We start from the raw sequence: 17,402 nt of genomic DNA, 5'->3' as shown, positions 1-17,402 counted from the left end.
TGAGAGAAAATGCAAGGGAGAAGGGTAAAAGAAAAGACAAAAAGAACTCCGACAAGATAACGGAGTTCTTTGATATCATTTTCCTTTGTTTAAGAAAAGTTAGCCTTGCTTTTGACGTCGCTGTATTCTTCAGCGATTTCTTGGCTGAGAATGTCCTCATAGGCAGGGAGTTGGATGTCCTGACCGTATTTCTTCTTGAGGGCAGTAGTGACCAGGCGATAAGCTAGATTGGCATTACGAGAGAGGATAGGCCCGTGGAAGTAGGAACCAAAGACATTCTTATAATGAACCCCTTCGCCGACTTTTTCTTCGTTATTTCCATTTCCATAGACAACCTGTCCCAGTGGTTTTTGGTCATCAGAGAGGAAGGTACGGCCCTGGTGATTTTCAAATCCATAATAGGTTTCATTGAAATCTTCATTGTGAATCTTGATGTCCCCGATAAAACGGTTATTGGTCTGGTTGAGCGTGTAGTGGCCCATGACACCTAGACCTTCGATACGTCTCCCTGAAGCTTCAACATAATATTGACCCAATAGTTGGAAACCACCACAGATAGCGAGAACCACACCGTCGTTTTGGATGTAGTTGTCAATGCTCTCTTTTTTAGAAGGTAGGTCGTCTGCAATAATACTTTGTTCAAAGTCTTGACCGCCACCGAAAAAGGCAATGTCGTAGTGATTTTCATCAAAGTTATCATGGAGAGAAACGATATCAACCGTCACATGGGCTCCCAGTTTTTCAGCCACATACTTGAGCATGAGGATGTTTCCATTGTCCCCGTAGGTATTCATGAGGTTACCGTAGAGGTGGGCAATGTTGAGCTGATAGGGGTAATTGCCAGCTTTTGAGGAAAGTGAAGTATAAACCATTAGTTCATCTCCTTTCTAACAATCTGACGACTAGCCAGCAGTTCGCGGAATTCAAGCATAGCAGTATAGGTAGCCAGAATATAAGCATGCTTGCAGTCTTGGTTCTCAATGGTCTTAAGAACTTGTTCCAGACTACTTGTTTCAGTGATTTTCTCAGCTGGATAGCCTGTTACTCGTAGACGACGAGCGATTTCAGAATGACGAACACCGCCAGCGTTGATTTCAGGGATGTCCATGTCAGTGATTTGTTCAAAATCAGCATCCCAGATCCAGCTGGTATCAATTCCGTCTGCATAGTTAGCGTTAAGGAGGACAGATAGGCTAAATGGATAAGGTGCTAGTTTAATCATTTCGATAGCTTGGGTCGCACCGACTGGATTTTTAATTAAGACAAGGGTACATTCCTTGTCACCGATATGGAAGGTTTCTTGGCGTCCAAAGACAGCACGGCTCTTGTCAAATCCCTGCTTGATGAGTTGTGAATCTGCACCAAGGAAACGGGCGATGGCAACCGCAGCTAGGGCGTTGTAGATATTGTAGAGACCACCGATTTGAATACCGTATTCTTGTCCGTCAATGACAAAGCGAGAGCGATTGTTGGTCAACTCAACTAGTTCTGTCAAACGATAGTCGAGATCAGGACGTTTACATCCGCAGCCTTCACAGATATAGGCACCCAAGTTTGCATAGGTATTATGCTCATATTTGAGGATGCCTTGGCAGTCAGGACAGAGAATCCCTTCTGTATTATAGTGAGCCAGCTGGGCTGGCCCTTTCTCCAAGTCAAAACCAAAATACTCTACAGGATTTGGAATAGCTGGCTTGTAGAAAAGTGGACTGTCTCCATTAAGGAGAACAGTGGCAGTAGGTACCTTACGAATAGCATCCAAAATCATCTTGTAAGTTGTGTAAATCTCGCCATAGCGGTCCATCTGGTCACGGAAGATATTCGTAATGACAAAAAGGCTTGGCTGGATATAGTCACAGATACGAGATAGACTAGCTTCATCGATTTCTAGAACGGCAATATTTTTCCCAGTTTTAGAAGATTTGGCTGTTAAGAAGGTTGTCGCAATTCCTGTAATCATGTTGGCACCGCTTGGGTTGGTCAGAACTTGACCATAAACCTCTTTTAAAATGCCGACAGTGAGGGCAGTTGTCAAGGTTTTTCCGTTGGTTCCAGTGACCACGACAATCTCGTAGTTCTTAGCTAGGTTTTGTAAAATATCTTTATCAAATTGAAGGGCGACTTTTCCTGGGAGCGTACTTCCTCGGCCAAGACGGCTTAAAACGAAGTGGGAAGAACGCCCAGCAAGAAGGCCCAAAGTAGTTTTTAAGTTCATGTTTCTATTATATCATAAAAGAGGGAAAAGACAGATTTGAGATTTCGCAGAAGTAAAAACAGCCCACAGAGGGCTGTCAGTTAAGATGAGATTTCAACTTAAATCGCAAACAAGTCATTCAAATTCTCAGCCAAGGTTGGGTGAGTGAAGATTTGTTTTGTGAAGTAAGTGTAAGGAATCTTATTGTCCATAGCAACAGTGATGATGTTGATGATTTCTTGAGAACCTTCTGAGAAGATGCTTGCTCCAAGAATTTCTTTTGTTTCAGTATTAACAATAGCTTTGAAAGCTCCTCGAAGGTCTCCGTTTACGTGACCACGAGGCATTGCTGCAACAGGGATTTCTTTCACTGCGTATGGAAGTTTCAAATCAGTCGCTTGGCTTTCAGTCAAACCGACTTGTGAAAGTGCAGGTGTGATAAACATAGTGTTCGGTACATTGAGACGGTCTTCAAGTGTGTAGCTACCATCTCCAGCAAGGTAGCTGTAGACAACACGGAAGTCATCAAGTGAAATGTAAGTAAATTGAAGGCCACCGTTGACATCTCCAACTGCAAAGACACCAGGAACGTTTGTTTGACAATGTTTGTCCACTTTAATAGCGCCACGTTCAGTTAGTTCAATATCTGTATTTTCAAGTTGAAGTGGTTCTACATTTGGTTTGCGTCCAGTTGCGTAGAGAAGGGCATCGAAACGGTAAGTTTCATTTTCAGTTACGACAAGCACTTGGTCACCGTCATTTTTAATTTCAGTAGTACGGATATTTTGAAGTAATTCAATACCGTCTTCTTCCATGTATTGTTTAGCAAGAGCTGCGATGGAAGGTTCTGCACGAGGTAGGAAAGTATCCAAGGCATCTAGGACTGTGACCTTGCTTCCAAGTTTATTGTAAAGGCCAGCAAATTCAAGACCGATATTTCCGCCACCAAGGACACCAAGTTTTTCAGGTAATTTGTCCAAGTTTTGGATACCTGTTGAGTCAAAGACGTTTTTGCTTGTAGCAAGTCCAGGGATTGGCAAGACGTTTGAAACAGCACCAGTGTTGATGACGATTGTTTCAGCGGTCAGTTCTTTCTTTTCATCACCAGCTTGGATTTCGATGACTTTATTTGAAAGGAAGTGAGCTTCCGCATCAAAGATATCTACGCCTGTACCAGCAACAGTCGCATAGTTTTTACCGTTAAGGCGACCAGTGATAGTGTTTTTGGTAGCAATGACTTCTTCAAAAGATAAGTCTTTCTCAGCAGCAACTAACAAAGTTTTAGTTGGGATACAACCGATGTTGATACAAGTTCCACCGTACATAGCTTTGCTACGTTCAACGAGGGCAACTTTTTTGCCAGCTGAAGCCAATTTACCAGCTAGTGTTTTACCAGCTTTACCAAATCCGATAACGATTAAATCATAAGTTAACATTTAGAGTTCCTCCTATTCGAATTTCATTCTAGCACAAGAAAAAAACTTTTGCACAATTCTGCTACGCTTTAAAAAAGTTTATGAAATAGTGGAAAGTTTAACTTTATTTTCTCAGAAAAATCGTTTACATGACTTTATCGACGGATTAGGCTATCTTTTGCTTCTCTCTTGTGTTATACTAGATAGGTTGCAAAGAAAACAGTACTTTTCTTTTGTGGAAAAGAAGCAACACGATTTTATATCCAGTATATGAAAATACGTCATAAAAAGAAAAGTATAAACTAAGCCCTATAGGGTGGCTTCGCACCACCTTTAGAAAGAAGAATAACGTGAAATTTAATGAATTAAACTTGTCTGCTGATTTGCTAGCAGAGATTGAAAAAGCTGGTTTTGTAGAAGCTAGTCCGATCCAAGAACAAACTATTCCCTTGGCTCTCGAAGGCAAGGATGTTATCGGTCAAGCTCAGACTGGTACAGGAAAAACTGCAGCCTTTGGCTTGCCTACCCTTGAAAAAATCCGTACAGAAGAGGCGACCATCCAAGCCTTGGTTATCGCTCCAACTCGTGAACTCGCTGTCCAAAGTCAAGAAGAACTCTTCCGATTTGGTCGCAGCAAGGGAGTCAAAGTCCGCTCAGTATATGGCGGATCAAGCATTGAAAAGCAAATTAAGGCTCTTAAATCTGGTGCCCATATCGTGGTGGGAACTCCAGGTCGTCTCTTGGACTTGATTAAACGCAAGGCCTTGAAATTGCAAGATATTGAAACTCTTATCCTTGACGAAGCGGATGAAATGCTCAACATGGGCTTCCTTGAAGATATCGAAGCTATCATTTCTCGTGTCCCTGAAAACCGTCAAACTTTGCTTTTCTCAGCAACTATGCCAGATGCCATCAAACGTATCGGTGTTCAGTTTATGAAAGAACCTGAGCATGTGAAGATTGCTGCTAAGGAATTGACAACAGAATTGGTTGACCAATACTATATTCGTGTTAAAGAACAAGAAAAATTTGATACCATGACTCGTCTTATGGATGTGGAACAGCCTGAGCTTGCTATCGTATTTGGTCGTACAAAACGTCGTGTAGATGAATTGACTCGTGGTTTGAAAATCCGTGGCTTCCGTGCAGAAGGAATTCATGGAGACCTAGACCAAAACAAACGTCTTCGTGTCCTTCGTGACTTTAAAAATGGCAATCTTGATGTTTTGGTTGCGACAGACGTTGCAGCGCGTGGGTTGGATATTTCAGGTGTGACCCATGTCTATAACTACGATATTCCACAAGATCCTGAAAGTTATGTTCACCGTATCGGTCGTACAGGTCGTGCTGGTAAGTCAGGTCAGTCTATTACTTTCGTATCACCAAATGAAATGGGCTACCTTCAAATCATTGAAAACTTGACTAAGAAACGTATGAAAGGTCTCAAACCTGCAAGTGCAGAAGAAGCCTTCCAAGCTAAAAAACAGGTAGCTCTCAAGAAAATTGAACGTGATTTTGCAGATGAGACTATCCGTGCCAACTTTGAGAAATTTGGTAAGGATGCTCGTAAGCTAGCTGCCGAATTTACTCCAGAAGAATTGGCAATGTATATCTTGAGTCTGACTGTTCAAGACCCAGATAATCTTCCTGAGGTGGAGATTGCACGTGAAAAACCACTGCCATTTAAACCATCAGGTAATGGCTTCGGTGGTAAAGCTAAGGGAGGTCGTGGAGGCCGTCGTGGGGACGACCGTCGAGACCGTGATCGCCGTGGCAATGGTCGTCGTGATGATTTCAAAAAAGGAAGTCGTGGCAATGATCGTTTTGATAAGGAAAAACGTTACCGTAAGGATAATAAAAAACCACGCAATACTTCAAGTGAAAAGCAAACAGGCTTTGTTATTCGTAATAAGGGCGATAAATAAGAAAAAGCGGTTCAAAATGAATCGCTTTTTTATATAAGGAGACCGAATGGAAAAAGAAAGATAAATAAAATAGATATATTATCTTTTTGTAATATTATAATACACAAAAATAGGGAGCTTGTCAATAGAAAAGAAGCAATTTAATTAAAAATATTCTTGTTTTTTCAAATTGCAATTAAATAAGCAATTTTCAGATAATAATTGAAAATTCAAGCTGTTTATGTTATAATGATAGCGATTAAATTCGAGGTGAAAAATGGCACATTTATTAGAAAAAACTAGAAAAATTACTTCTATCCTGAAGCGCTCAGACGAGCAGTTGCAGGAAGAACTCCCCTACAATGCGATTACCCGTCAATTGGCAGATATTATTGACTGTAACGCCTGTATCGTTAATAGCAAGGGACGTCTCCTTGGCTATTTTATGCGTTACAAAACCAATACAGATCGTGTAGAGCAATTCTTCCAAACTAAGATTTTCCCTGATGACTATATTCAAGGTGCGAACATGATTTACGATACAGAAGCCAATCTGACAGTTGATCATGATTTAAGTATTTTTCCTGTGGAAAGTCGTGCCGACTTTCCAGATGGTTTGACGACTATTGCACCGATTCATGTATCGGGGATTCGTCTTGGTTCTCTGATTATTTGGCGCAATGATAAAAAATTCGAAGATGAGGACTTGATTCTTGTTGAGATTGCCAGTACCGTTGTTGGGATTCAACTTCTTAATTTCCAACGTGAAGAAGATGAGAAAAATATTCGCCGCCGTACTGCTGTTACCATGGCAGTCAACACCCTTTCTTACTCCGAACTCCGTGCTGTTTCAGCAATTTTAGGGGAATTAAATGGAAATGAAGGGCAGTTGACTGCGTCTGTGATTGCAGACCGTATCGGTATTACCCGTTCTGTGATTGTCAATGCCCTTCGTAAACTTGAGTCTGCGGGAATTATTGAAAGTCGCTCACTTGGAATGAAGGGAACCTATCTTAAGGTCTTGATTTCAGATATTTTTGAAGAAGTGAAGAAAAGAGATTACTAATGACTAAGGCTTTAATTTCGATTGACTATACAGAAGATTTTGTTGCAGATAGTGGAAAATTGACAGCAGGCGCTCCAGCTCAGGCGATTTCGGATGCCATCAGCAAGGTAACTCGATTAGCTTTTGAACGAGGAGATTACATCTTCTTTACCATTGATGCTCACGAAGAAAACGATTGTTTTCATCCAGAAAGTAAACTATTTCCTCCTCATAATTTGATTGGGACTAGTGGACGGAATTTATACGGAGATTTGGGGACCTTTTATCAAGAACATGGTTCAGACAGTCGTGTCTTTTGGATGGATAAACGCCATTACTCAGCTTTTTCGGGTACTGACCTAGATATCCGTTTGAGAGAGCGTCGAATTTCTACAGTTATTTTAACAGGAGTCTTGACGGATATTTGTGTCCTGCATACAGCTATAGATGCCTATAATCTAGGATATGACATCGAGATTGTTAAACCAGCTGTTGCTTCCATCTGGCCTGAAAATCACCAATTTGCCCTAGGTCATTTCAAAAATACACTTGGAGCTAAGTTGGTAGATGAAAATCTAAATGAAATTTCAGAGTAATTTGGTTGATGAAATGAAAAATTTTGAAAAAAGTGTTGACAAGCATCCCAAAAGTTGATATACTAGTAAAGTAATCGACGCGGGGATGGCGGAATTGGCAGACGCGCAGGACTAAGGATCCTGTGACCGCTTTAGGTCGTGAGGGTTCAAGTCCCTCTCTCCGCATAGGATAAGAGTTAGCTTAGGCTAGCTCTTTTGTTTTTTATTGGGCTTATAATATCTATGGTGGGCGTCCATCGCTTTCAGATAAATTTCTCCTAATTCTCTCTACTTTTTCCGAATAAATAGATAGAGCCATAGAATCTAGTGAACCTAGATTTAAAACTATGGTATAATGAAAGGAGAAGAAATATGACTTTACGTCATCCGGGCATTAGCCCGACCAATGATTTGGTAGCTAAGAAAATTTTCAGCAATCCAGAAATCACTTGTCAATTTATCCGCGATATGCTGGACTTACCAGCCAAAAATGTAACCATTTTGGAGGGGAGCAATATTCATGTCTTGCCTTCCCTGCCGTACTCGGCCCAGGATTTCTATACCAGTATAGATGTTTTGGCAGAGTTGGACAATGGCACGCAGGTTATTATCGAAATCCAAGTTCATCATCAGAATTTTTTCATCAATCGCCTGTGGGCTTACCTGTGTAGTCAGGTCAATCAAAACCTAGAAAAAATTCGTCAACGAGAAGGTGATACACATCAAAGTTACAAACACATCGCACCTGTTTATGCTATTGCTATCGTAGATAGTAATTACTTCCAAGATGATTTGGCTTTTCATAGCTTTAGCATGCGCGAGGACACGACAGGTGAGGTCTTAACTATCACCAATAACGGTCAAGAAAACCATCTAGTCAAGATGGCATTCTTGGAATTAAAAAAATACAGAGAAACCAGCAAAGACGAGGTTCGCAAGCCCTGGTTGGAGTTTTTCGGGAATAAACCCTTTACCCAGCAACCCGAGCGAGCCATCAGCCAAGCAGACCAACTGCTGGACTACAAGAGCTGGTCCGAGGAGGACAGGAAGATGTTTAGTCAACTACGTATGCGAGAAGAACAAGCCTTGTTAGCACAGGACTATGCCTTGGAACAAGCTGAGGAGAAAGGTTTAGAGCGTGGTCTTGAACGTGGGCGAGCTGAGGGTATTGAACAAGGCTTAGAGCGTGGGAAACTTTTTGCCTTCCTAGATATGGTCCGTCAAGGTCTCCTGACTTCTGAAGTTGCCAGCCATCAATTGGGTATGACTGTCGCTGAGTTTGAGGCCTTGTTGTAAAGTCATAACTAATAATGGTCAAAATAACGTTCTTGGAACTAAAAAATACAGAGAAACCAGCAAAGACGAGGTTCGTAAACCGTGGTTGGAGTTTTTCGGTAATAAACCTTTTACCCAGTAATAAGCTTTCATCAATCCGCTGTCTATAAAAAGTAAGGATAGGCAGTCTACCATTTAAAATAAAATAATGACAGATTTTTCCGAGGCAAAAGGTAAGATCTGTTTTTTATTTATATTAAATTTTATAGTTTAGATATTTTAAATATAAGTATAATAACACTTGCATATATATATATATATATAATTCTTGAAAAATGCTCATAAACACGATTGTTATCGTATTTTTGTTTTGAATAAACTTTATGTAAGTGCTTGATTTTGAATCATAAAAGTATTAATATATTGTTGAGAAGTTATGTTTCAAAGCTTTTTAGCTAATCAATTGAAACAATGAAAGGATATGCTTATGTTTGGTAAAAAGCGTGACGATAATGGTGAAAAACTTTACCGTTATTCTATAAGAAAGTACCATTTTGGTGCTGCGAGTGTGGCGATTGCAGCGCTCATCTTTTTTGCGAATGGAGTAGCTAAGGCGGATATGCCCGTCTCTCCTGCAACAGCCAATACTGAAAAAGTGGGGGTTGCTGTTACTGGTTTGACCGAGGGAGTTCCACCTACAGAGGAACATTCAGAAAAATCACAGGAAGTAGGGTCTGAGAAAGAGGCAATTACTAAGAAATCGGTGGATAAGTCTGCTCTTAATCAGGCTCTTAGTGACCTTCAAGCAGAGATTGCTAAGATAGATAACGGGAAGTTGTCAAGTCTAGCTAGTCAGATTTCTCAATTAACCGACGAAAGCAAACGTTTGCTTGGAGATGAAAATACATCTGAAGAAGCAGTTGCAACCTTAGTGGGTCGAGTTCAAGCTATGACAGAGCAGGTACGTCAGCTCCAGTCTAAGAATGATAATAAGCCTGCTAACGAAGCTAGTGCTGTTTCTAAGGAAAATAAAGAAGCCTTGAATGCTACACGGACTAGCGAAGCGACGTTAGAGGGTAATCTCACTTTAGATAAGCCAGCAAAAGTAATAGAAGGTTCCACAGTTAGTTCTAAAGTTCAAGATGAAAAAGAACTTAAAAAGACTGATAAAAGTGCGCTTTCTGTTGAAGGAACTGAAGATGGCAGAAAGTCTGAAAAAGCTGGTAAAGAGGAGGGAACTGTAACCAAAAAAGATAAACTGGAAGCGCTATCTGGTTATTTGGTTCGCTACTTAGATGCCGCTAGAAAAATTGAACGCCCTGAGACCAAGAAATTTTTGGAAGGTGTGGAAGAAGTTGTTCGCTCTGTTGAAAATGGATTAAAAAATCCACAATTAACAGCTTCAGAAATTGAAGAATTAATGAAGCAAGGGAAACAAGCAGAGAAAAAACTTGCACTTGCTGTCACACGAGAACATTCAGGAAAACGTGATCTAGATAATGGTAAGAAGATGTTACCTGATTCATATTTTAGAGCAGCGATTAATAGAGCAGCAAACGGTGTAGTTTATGATGCTCAAGGTAACAACAATTTAACAGATGCATTAGTAGGGTATATTACCACAAAAGGAGATAATTCAGGTTATCCACCAGGAACTATCTTATACATCTCTCATAATGATAACGGAAGTAGTGCAGGGAATAATAATAATAACTTAGGACCTCAACCTGTAAAATATTTAAAAAATAAAGTTTTTGCGAGAGTAACTAAGAATTCAAATGGATATCACTGGACAATCTCATATAATAACGGGAAAGAATCAAGGCAAAATCCAATTTACTACTTTACTGTTCCAAGTGGTCATTCTGTACAAAATATGACTTTGAAAGAGAATGGTTCTGTTGTAAAACACGGTGGGGTTGCTCAAGTATTTAATGGTGAAGCAGACAAATATTTAACAGCTGTCGGTTCACCAAATGGTGGGGTAAATGGTAGTCCTTACTATGAAAATGTTGCAAATGTCAATAATGGAATTGTTGGTGACCGCGGCGGGATTTATACTTTAGATGATTTCGTAAAAAATAATACCAGTGTATATTATAATCGTGATGGTATGTCAAATGAAGACATAAGAATTATGGATAAGTTGTACGATAAGATTAAAAGTTCAACTCAAAATGTTTTTGCGTTTAGACCAAGAGATTTTGATGCCGGTAATACTTATGAAGTAGAATTTGATACAAAAGCTGATACTGAAGCTCCACTTTACTATATTGCAGGTATGAAATCATATGAAAAAATACCTAGTGGACGTTTTATGCACAAGAGTTATCAACAATGGTATGGCGTGCAAGAACGATATAATGTAACGGTTAATACGAATGTGTTAAAAACCACTTTCCTAAAAGGTACAGGGGTAGGTACTTTGGATACAGCAAGTGGTCTGATGAGCAATGCTGTTACTATTGAGGATACTTATAATAATAACACGCAGACGAACCCTGGCCGTGGAGATGTTACCGATTACCGTACTTATAAACCAACTGGTGATTTTAGTGCGGATTATTTAAAGAATTTACATAATCGCTTTAGTAGACAACGTTCAGAAGATGGCGTGAACACAACTGCTGATAGAACAAAAGGAAACCATACTCTTTATATTGAAGCTAAAGTTAAGGGACAAGCCATTAACTTCCGTTTGCCATATAAAATTGTGACTCAGTCTGATATTTATCAACCAGTAGCTAAAGAAGTGACGGATACAAAGAATTATAAGGCTGATTTAGGGAATGCCGATACTTATATCAAGAGTTATACGGATGTTTCATCTCAAATTGATGGATTTAAAACTCCAGATGCTGATGATATGGAAACCCCAAACCCTGGAAATTCATTCTTTAAGGATCGAATTTCAGAATTTCCTCGTACAAGTGAAAAAATTAAAGAACAGGCAGTGAAGCAAGTTCAATGGGTAGACGGCTCAAGTTTATCAACAGGTAAGAGAGTAATCGAATTAACACTTGATAATCGTAAAACAGAGTTATTTACAGTGCCAGATGATATCGATGTTTTACCAGGTGGAAAAATTTCAAAAGAAAACTTAGAAAAGTTAAAAGAAGCGATTCGTCAACAATATCAAAAGGTAAATACGAATGGGCAGGTGGTAGGAAATGTCCCAACTATCACGGAGACAACGCCTGTTTGGGTGAAAAAACAGGTTAAGGTTACCTACTATGATAATGAAAATAATTCTAGCACAAATAATCAAGACGATTCTGTAGACTATGTAGATGTACTTTTCAAACATATTCAAAAAGAAGCTAAACCAGCTGCTCCAACAATAGCAACTCCGCTTGATGGATCTGCTTCTGTTACACCAAATGGTACGACAGATAAATTGGTTGTTTCTTATAGACCAACTAGACAACAGAGCGATACTACACTTACGGTGAAAAAAGAAGGATCATCATGGGGAGTAGTTGGTAATCGTCCAGATGGTGTAACTGTGGACACTTCAACAGGTCGTGTTTCTATTACAGAGCCAACCGTTGAAGATAATACGAAAATTAAAGCTATTGCTACGTATCTGAATAGTGATGAAACTTCAGCTGAAGATACTGTTAAGAGTAGAGATACTCAAGCTCCTACTGTTATGATGAATGGACGACCCTTAACTGAAAGAGCTTCTGATAATCGATTCGTTATTTTCCGTGGTGCTGATTTCACGCCTACTTTTAAAGTAGCAGATAATTCGAATACAATTGCTGAATTTAATATAAAAAATATTCCAAATGGTGTTTGGTTTAATAAATCAGGGAATAAAGACTATGCTCGTACTTTAATTACAAATGGAGATTATCATTTTAGTAATACAAAAGTAGATGATGATGCTCCTTTGGTAACGCGTGAAGCTTCTGTTACTGTAAGAGACCTCAGTGGTAATGCAAAAGAATATAAATTTGAATATACCATTGCTGATGTTATGGTGAGAAATTCACCTAAAGCTGCTTCTCTTAACGAAAAAATAGGAGATTCTCATAATTACTTGATTGATACGTTAAATGGTAGCACGGATCAAGGAAATAAATATTTCCCAGGAGGAATGAGTTGGGAATGGGAAAATGCTAATCAAGATACAAAATTAACTAATCTTGGATTAGTTAGACATGTAGCAAAAGCTGTATTCCCAACGGGAGCTCAAAACGGAACCCTTACAGCTAACGGTATGACTCTCTATGCGCCACGTGAAATTAAAAGAGAAGTAAACTTCAATGTCACTGATAATGCGAAACCACAAGCTACTCTAAATGGAGTATCGCTAGGTACAACAGCAGGAACACCAATTTTTACGATTTTCCGTGGAGCGACCTTTAATCCAGAATTAAAGGCATGGGATAATGCTGGAAAAATTAGTAATGTAACGGTCAGTGGATTACCTGGAGGAGTGACAAGTACAAACTTCCCAGGAAGTCAACAAACAGGTAGCGAAACAAGTAAGTACACAGCTAAATTATCAAATGGTACTGTAAATAATGATTATGCTCTAGGAGAACACGAGGCTACTTTAACGGTCACAGGTAGTGATAATAGGGATGTTAGTACCTTTAAATTTAAATATCGTGTTGTAGATTTAGATTTTAAAAATGTTTATGAAACACCTGATGCTGGTCAACAAGGTGGTAAGAGTTATGTTATCGGACTTCATGATGGCAATTCTGTCAATGTAAAGAATGGTACTAAAAATATCAATCTTAAAGACTACTGGAAAGTCATTAATGATTCAAGTAAGGCGGATAGAGGATATTCTTATCTACCAGATGGAATGGTTTATAGTATTAATAATGGTGGAATCTCTTCTAATCCTGCTGATGTATCTAAAGGTGCTAGTATCGCTATGGGGCACTATGCGCGTATGATTAAAGCTGATTTCAGTCAAGCAGGCGATATTGCCAATAATAATAGTACTACAAGAACCGTATTTGCACCGCCTATTATTGAACGAAGAATCCTAGTTGCAGTAGATCCAACAGCTCCAACGATTGATGGAGGAGCAGATCTTCTATATGGTCAAGCAGGATATAAGCCAGATATTAAAGTGAAGAATATCGTTAATATTGGAGAGAGTACTTCTGAAGTAGGTACGGTTAACAAAGAGGCAACTCGTACGATTCAATTATATAGTGATCAAGATGATACAACCCCTATAGCAGAACATTCTTTTGATAAAGGAAGTAGAGAAACCGAGTGGACTTTCCGAGAAAGTGATATTAGTCGTAAACGTCCAAATGGATTGATAGAAGGGGAAACTCTTTATGCACGCGTGAAGGTAACTCACCGTGGTGTATCTACAATGTCAGGTAATAGTAACGAAAAAGAAGTTACTGCCCGACTAAATTTAATAGAGAATGCAACTAACCGAATCGTTCAAGCAAATGATAGCAAGTTGAACGATGCTGAGAAAGCAGCAATTAGAATCGCTTTGAAAAAAGCAAATCCTACACTTGGGTTGCAAGATGAAAATATTGAGATTTCAGACAGTGGATCTATTGTTGTTACAAAAGACAAGAAACGTGGTTGGCTTCAAACTGAACCTAATAAGAATAGAGGAGAGGGATTTGTTACTCGATTTGCAGATATTCGCAAAGATTTCTTATTAGAAAATATCGAAGGTGCAAAACTACCGAATAGAGATACAGATAAAGGTTTTGCTTGGTCTAATAGTACAAGTGACCCATCTGTAAATGGAAATCGTAGTTTAATCTATTACTATGATGCGACAAAAGGACAAGGTATCAATCTAAATGATGTCTTAAGAATGATGCACTTAAAACCAAAAGCAGGTACAAATAGTGTTGAAAATCCATCTCTTGTTGAAGCTAGAGGGGATGATAAAGAAAAAGCTGAACATAATCGTGAAGGTTATAGTAAGGATTCGCGTACAAACGAGTTTAAAAAAGGTTCTGACTATATTAATACGCTAGATTTGGTAGATGCAGGAAATCTTAGTGGTGGACAGGTTGTTTCTAATTCACCTAATAAGTTAGTTGAAAACGGAAAAGGAACTCCTGGCGCTGTTAATACAAGTCTACAAAATGCAAGTATTGCTGGAGCTAACGGAATACAGGCAATCTCATTAGATCATGTGGCAAATGGTAGTGGAGCTATTTATAAAGCTCAGTTGTATCTTCGTCCTGAGTATGTTAATACAAATACGCTGTCTAAGAGAAATGAAACTAAAGATACAACGACAAATGTTATTAATGTCTACTTTGTTCCTATAGACACAGAAAATCCACGGGTACAGCGCTCTAGTACAAATGTTTTAGGGGTTACTAAAAAATTATATGACTATTTACCGAAAAATGGGCGCCCATCTTTCACTAGTCTTGTGAAATTAACAGATAATTATGATAAAGATGATGATACCAATGCGAAGACCAATACGTTAAGAAGCAAGCTAAATATGTGGCTTAAAACAGGAGATACTAAGACTCAAATCGTTGAAAATGGGGTAGAGAAGGCTGATGTTATCGATAAATTGTATCAAGATGCCAGCTCAACAACAGTCTATGAACTTTTAGCGGAAACGGTGGATAGTTCTGGTAATAATAGCTCTGAAGGTAATAGTGATGGAACAAGTCTAGGATTCTTTAAAACACAGTATCCAGCGGTTACTTATCGTAAAAAAGATAATCAAGAAGTAAGGACGTACTTTGAAATTGTGGGTCAACCGCTGACAGGAGCTATTTATGAAAATGGAGGGCATATTAGAAACCCGCTTGAAGCGGAATGGTATATATCTTTTGATGGACGTAAACCAAACAGAACGTCAATTTCCTTCAAGGATGGAAATCTTCCAGATAGAAGTCTTCGAAAAGATATTGGTACAAGAACGAAAACTATAACTGTAACTTATCCTAATGGTGAAACTGCTCCTGACAAAGAAATAACAATCACTACTTATGGAGATGAGATAGCCTATGAAAACGGTAAAAATCGATTTGAAACTACGGTAGGAAAGGCATTTTCAAGAGACAAATACAAGTATGTGAGACCAATCGATAAAAATGTAACTACAAATAGAGGTGTTTATTGGAATAGAAATGGACAAGGGAGTACCACACCGGTTGATAATATCGAGAATAAAGTTGGGGTCTATAGCGGTGTAATTAATACTTGGTATTTAAACCTTCGTTCAGCTCGAGGCGACGTCGCAACTGAGAGTGGACACTACAGTGATCAAAACTTAGATGTTAATTTTGCAGTTTTACCACAAGCACCAACTATAAATGCAGATGCCTTCCGTGGTAAAGCGGGTACGAAACCGCCGGTGACGGTAGGAAATCTTCCAACATCAGATCAATTAGGAACAGATGCTAGAGTAACGGTGGAATTGTACCAAGGAGGTAATAAAGTTGCTTCTAAAGAGTTAAGTCGCGATGAGGTAACTAGCGGAGCAGGTTCGGTTCATTTCGATGCTACTAATTATATGTCTAATCTGACTCTTGGAGAAAAGGTTCATGCGGTGGTTAAAGTTGCGGGTGGTAGCGGAACTACAGCCTATAACTTGTCATCTGCAAATAGCAATGATGTCCAAGTCGCTCCTCAAAAACCAACTTTTGACGCAACTGCGGTCACCTCAACTAGTCGTACATTAAGCGGTACATTGGGTGGATTTGATGCTCCTAATAAAGTAGTCAAAGTTCATTTGAACGATGAGAATAGGACCGTTCTATCTAGTGCTGATGGGCGCGTGACAATCACTAGAGATAAATGGACAGCTACGCTTCCTGCTACTGTAAAACTTCGTCAATCAGTTGCTAAGAATGGAGAAACTACAACACCGCCAGCGATTACAGTGGAGAATACAGTCACAGGTGGAACAGTTTCAACTACAAGTGATGATAAAGAAGTCTCAATGGGTTCTTACTCTGTAACACCTACAATTGCGGGTAGTAAGCATATTGACATCACAGTTCCACATGATGCTAAACGAGTTGAATTACGTTTCCATAATAGTGAAGAAAATGGAGATAAAGCAAATAGTATTGTTCTTGTTCGTGGTCAAAATGGTGGAGATTGGCATGTAGACGCAGTACGGACTGATCACACTGCGGTAAGTGATGCAAATAAATTTGTAGCAAAGATTGAAAATGGAGTTAGTCGTACAAACGCCTCTGAAAATCTAGTAAGAATTCATATCAAGGAAATTGAAGGTGGGTCTAAACTTCATTTGAAGGAAGAAGTAGCGAATGGTAGTGGAACAAGTACTTACGGCAAAGGCTTAGGTTTACGTGTAGCTTACCAATCCGAAGCAGGACAAGATCCAGTAACTGCTGGAAATTGGATGATTTCTAACATTAGCAATACGTCTCCGACTCTGGAGTACAAAGGAACGGAAGGAAGAAGTGATACGACTCGTAAAGTCTTCCCATCTGGAACAAGTATTACGAAAGAGAAATTAGCTGAACTAGTAACTATCAGAGATACTGAAGATAATCATACAGTTCTTGAAGATAAGCCGTACGGTACTGGAAGTCTCCAAATAATGTCTGGATTGACAGAAACACCAGGAAAAGCAACTCCGGCAGGACGATATACAGTAGTCCTTAAAGCTATCGATAGTCAAGGAAAAGAAAGTAATACCTTGACGGTGCATGTGGGTGTGGTGTCTACGGATGTGAAATACCAACCACAAGTCGGAGGAGTCAACCTAGGAAGTGCTAAGCCAATAACAGTCGCAGGTGACAACCATAAACAAACCGACGAAGTGAAATACACACCAGCAGAAACCATTACAGAAGCTGGCAAGGTGTATGTCTTGAAGAATAAAGGAGAGCAAACTGTACACTTAACAGATGCCCCACAAGTCTTCAATGTGGAATATGAGGAAAAAGCAGCCTCAACCGATCTTCACTACCAACCACAAGTCGGAGGAGTCAACCTAGGAAGTGCTAAGCCAATAACAGTCGCAGGTGACAACCATAAACAAAC

General features: G+C 39.4%; 8 protein-coding genes, 1 tRNA gene and 1 pseudogene. 7 read left to right on the top strand and 3 right to left on the bottom strand.

The annotated features are described in order from the left end of the window. Nucleotides 1–89 precede the first annotated feature (89 nt). From gatD to N8M20_RS08105, 3 genes are all read right to left on the bottom strand, one after another. Nucleotides 90–872 (bottom strand): lipid II isoglutaminyl synthase subunit GatD, encoded by a 783-nt coding sequence (gatD, locus tag N8M20_RS08115; protein WP_077804874.1) that lies wholly within the window; start codon nucleotides 870–872, stop codon nucleotides 90–92. Further along, on the bottom strand, nucleotides 872–2,215 hold the full coding sequence (murT, locus tag N8M20_RS08110) for a lipid II isoglutaminyl synthase subunit MurT (protein WP_077804875.1): 1,344 nt from the start codon (nucleotides 2,213–2,215) through the stop codon (nucleotides 872–874). Before murT ends, gatD begins: the two co-directional genes overlap by 1 nt. Before the next feature lie 98 nt (nucleotides 2,216–2,313). Then, entirely contained in the window at nucleotides 2,314–3,630 is a 1,317-nt protein-coding gene (locus N8M20_RS08105; RefSeq protein ID WP_261080244.1) for an FAD-containing oxidoreductase, read from the bottom strand. Between the two features lie 329 nt (nucleotides 3,631–3,959). Between N8M20_RS08105 and cshA the strand changes: the two genes are divergently transcribed. The 7 genes and pseudogenes from cshA to N8M20_RS08075 all read left to right on the top strand — a co-directional run. Then, nucleotides 3,960–5,534 (top strand): degradosome RNA helicase CshA, encoded by a 1,575-nt coding sequence (cshA, locus tag N8M20_RS08100; protein ID WP_261080243.1) that lies wholly within the window; start codon nucleotides 3,960–3,962, stop codon nucleotides 5,532–5,534. A gap of 256 nt (nucleotides 5,535–5,790) precedes the next feature. Continuing rightward, nucleotides 5,791–6,579, top strand: a complete 789-nt coding sequence (gene codY, locus N8M20_RS08095; protein ID WP_000940721.1) for a GTP-sensing pleiotropic transcriptional regulator CodY — start codon at nucleotides 5,791–5,793, stop codon at nucleotides 6,577–6,579. Then, nucleotides 6,579–7,154, top strand: a complete 576-nt coding sequence (locus N8M20_RS08090) for a cysteine hydrolase family protein (RefSeq protein WP_042750413.1) — start codon at nucleotides 6,579–6,581, stop codon at nucleotides 7,152–7,154. The genes codY and N8M20_RS08090 overlap by 1 nt, the downstream gene beginning before the upstream one ends. 79 nt (nucleotides 7,155–7,233) lie before the next feature. Then, nucleotides 7,234–7,319 (top strand) — tRNA-Leu (locus N8M20_RS08085). A gap of 186 nt (nucleotides 7,320–7,505) precedes the next feature. Further along, a complete protein-coding gene (locus N8M20_RS08080; RefSeq protein WP_261080242.1) occupies nucleotides 7,506–8,429 on the top strand; it encodes an Rpn family recombination-promoting nuclease/putative transposase in 924 nt (307 codons plus the stop codon). Nucleotides 8,430–8,433: 4 nt separating this feature from the next. After that, nucleotides 8,434–8,547: pseudogene (locus N8M20_RS10795) on the top strand (Rpn family recombination-promoting nuclease/putative transposase); the annotation flags it as partial. A gap of 348 nt (nucleotides 8,548–8,895) precedes the next feature. Next, the coding region (locus N8M20_RS08075) for a YSIRK-type signal peptide-containing protein (RefSeq protein ID WP_261080241.1) at nucleotides 8,896–17,402 on the top strand (8,507 nt) is incomplete at its 3' end.

The sequence above is a fragment of the Streptococcus mitis genome (assembly GCF_946190275.1).
Taxonomy (GTDB): Bacteria; Bacillota; Bacilli; order Lactobacillales; family Streptococcaceae; genus Streptococcus; species Streptococcus mitis_DC.
Note: the sequence above shows the minus strand (reverse complement) of the source record. Positions and strands in the feature narration are given on the sequence as shown.

Excerpts from the sequence above, each read along its gene's own strand:
- gatD (WP_077804874.1), bottom strand. The coding sequence starts at position 872 with ATGGTTTATACTTCACTTTCCTCAAAAGCTGGCAATTACCCCTATCAG.
- murT (WP_077804875.1), bottom strand. The coding sequence starts at position 2,215 with ATGAACTTAAAAACTACTTTGGGCCTTCTTGCTGGGCGTTCTTCCCAC.
- N8M20_RS08105 (WP_261080244.1), bottom strand. The coding sequence starts at position 3,630 with ATGTTAACTTATGATTTAATCGTTATCGGATTTGGTAAAGCTGGTAAA.
- codY (WP_000940721.1), top strand. The coding sequence starts at position 5,791 with ATGGCACATTTATTAGAAAAAACTAGAAAAATTACTTCTATCCTGAAG.
- N8M20_RS08090 (WP_042750413.1), top strand. The coding sequence starts at position 6,579 with ATGACTAAGGCTTTAATTTCGATTGACTATACAGAAGATTTTGTTGCA.
- N8M20_RS08080 (WP_261080242.1), top strand. The coding sequence starts at position 7,506 with ATGACTTTACGTCATCCGGGCATTAGCCCGACCAATGATTTGGTAGCT.